We start from the raw sequence: 2,149 nt of genomic DNA, 5'->3' as shown, positions 1-2,149 counted from the left end.
TGTCAAGCGAACTCTAAAATTAGTCAGTTAAATTGCTAAAAAAGTCACTAATTGAAACTTAAACCACCTTTGTTTTTTCTACCATTTTGTTTGAAGATTTAGCTCCAAACTTATAAATATCTGAATTGATAATACCTTGATCTTTTTTTTCTTTTAATCTATAACTGTCTCCTTGTATATTAATAATATGAGAATGGTGTAAAATCCTATCTAAAATTGCAGTAGTGGTAATTTTATCTCCTGCAAATATTTGCGTCCATTTGCTAAATACTAAATTTGATGTAAGTATTGTTGATCCTTTTTCATATCGTTTAGAGATAATCTGAAAAAAGTGATTGGATTCCTCTTTATTCATGTTAAAGTATCCTATTTCATCAATCACTAACACAGATGGACTGGTAATTGATTTTAAAAATGAATCATACTTTTTTTCTTTTTTAGCTTTAGTGGCATTGGCTAGTAGTTCAGATATTGTTGTAAATCTTGCTTTGTATCTGTGCTGAACAGCTTTGTATGCAAGAGCTATTGCTAGATGAGTTTTACCAACACCACACTGTCCTAAAAGCACTATATTTTCATGCTTTTTTATAAAAGATAAATTAGCAAGTTCCTCTATCTGTTTCCGATTAACTCCAACAGAGAATGTATAATCAAACTGCTCTAATGTTTTTATAGCTGGAAAGCCCGCAAGCTTTGTGAGAGTATTTTTACTTCTATCCATTCTATTATCAACTTCAAGTTTTAAAAGCTCATGCAAGAACTGCACATATTGCCAATTCTCTTTAGCAGCTGTTGTGGCTACACCATGATACTCTTCAGATATAGTTGATAATTTAAGCTCTTTGCTTAGCTCTATGATTTTCTCGTTTAGTTCCATACGCCACCTCCTACACTAACACTAAGTGATGGTATCATATAAAGTGCAATTGGTATCAGATCATCATAGCTTTGCATATCACGATTTGGTATATAAATAGAACTTGTATCAACTTTTTTCTTGAAGTGTGACTCTTTTTTAGATACACTTTGTATTAGAACCTTCGGATGGATGCCACCATAAGGTTTAGGCATGGAAAGCAAGTGGGGTTGCTCCTGTGCCAATAGTTCCATTGGGATTTGAAGTGTAGTTTGATGAATTCTTTGATTAGCCGTATCATCAAGCCATTTTAAAACTTCTGCATTTGCATTTTCAATATTAAGTTGATAATTTTTCATTGAGAGTTTTACTTTTAATCCATTATGAAAATTGTATCGCAGATAATGATTAAATCTCTCAACTTTCCCTTTGGTTTTTGCACGATAAGGTTTACATACTTTTATAGTAAATCCACAATGTTTGGAAAAATCTTCAAAGAGTGGATTAAATTGATGTTTCCCTCTACCATATCTATTTCGTTTGATTATAACTGTCTTCATATTATCGTATAAACACTCACTCGGTACTCCACCGAAATACTCAAAGGCACGCGACACAATAAAACATACATTTAGTATGTTTTATTCTATCTTCTATGGCATCCCAATAATGTCTCAACTTTCTCATTATCTACATACTCCACATAAGATGCTCTACTATATCCCATTGTAGCTACAAATGCTGAGAGATTATCTTTTGGAAACTCTACCCAATCAACTTGCATCTGTTGACCGGCTTTTGTTTCAAATCTAATTAATGGTTCATCATCTTTGGTACGTTTTCTAAGCTCATATCTTCTCATCACTTGTTGAAGCCAACGCAACGAATCATCATATCCAAGTTTTACAATCTCATCATAGATAACAGTTGTTGGAATCTCAACACCTTCATCTCTTGCAGTTTCTAGCATAGTTGCAATGTATGGTAAATATGGATCAACACTATTTATCACTGGTTTACGATTTATTTTTGGTACATAATCATCTGGAGCATTTGCATATCTTCTAACTGTATCTCTACTGATACCAAGTTTTCTAGCAACTGCACTTTTACTGAAGCCTTTTTTTAATAGCTTTTTTATCATCTTTATATCGCCTTTTCTTAACACTTCACTCCTTTCTCAATATATGAAATTGGAGTGTAACTAAATTAGTTTTAGTTTTTAAGGTTTAAGATTAAAATGCAACTTCTAATTTACATTTCTAACTGACGATTTTAGCAGTTCGTTTGACA

Annotated in this window: 3 protein-coding genes; all 3 read right to left on the bottom strand. The window is 32.2% G+C overall.

Features of this window, described 5'->3' with window-relative positions; translation table 11 throughout:
- Positions 1–58: 58 nt before the first annotated feature.
- A complete protein-coding gene (gene istB, locus ACQY56_RS08550) occupies positions 59–877 on the bottom strand; it encodes an IS21-like element helper ATPase IstB (protein ID WP_428743749.1) in 819 nt (272 codons plus the stop codon).
- On the bottom strand, positions 868–1,416 hold the full coding sequence (locus ACQY56_RS08545; protein WP_428743748.1) for a hypothetical protein: 549 nt from the start codon (positions 1,414–1,416) through the stop codon (positions 868–870). The genes istB and ACQY56_RS08545 overlap by 10 nt, the downstream gene beginning before the upstream one ends.
- A gap of 86 nt (positions 1,417–1,502) precedes the next feature.
- Complete coding sequence (locus ACQY56_RS08540; protein WP_428743747.1) at positions 1,503–2,000, bottom strand: helix-turn-helix domain-containing protein; 498 nt, start codon at positions 1,998–2,000, stop codon at positions 1,503–1,505.
- Positions 2,001–2,149: the final 149 nt, after the last annotated feature.

The sequence above is a fragment of the Sulfurimonas sp. genome (genome assembly GCF_050296975.1).
Classification (GTDB): Bacteria; Campylobacterota; Campylobacteria; order Campylobacterales; family Sulfurimonadaceae; genus Sulfurimonas.
This window is presented reverse-complemented; position numbering and strand designations above follow the sequence as displayed.

Bases quoted from the DNA above. Each gene is read 5' to 3' on its own strand.
- istB (WP_428743749.1), bottom strand. From the start codon at position 877: ATGGAACTAAACGAGAAAATCATAGAGCTAAGCAAAGAGCTTAAATTA.
- ACQY56_RS08545 (WP_428743748.1), bottom strand. From the start codon at position 1,416: ATGAAGACAGTTATAATCAAACGAAATAGATATGGTAGAGGGAAACAT.
- ACQY56_RS08540 (WP_428743747.1), bottom strand. From the start codon at position 2,000: ATGATAAAAAAGCTATTAAAAAAAGGCTTCAGTAAAAGTGCAGTTGCT.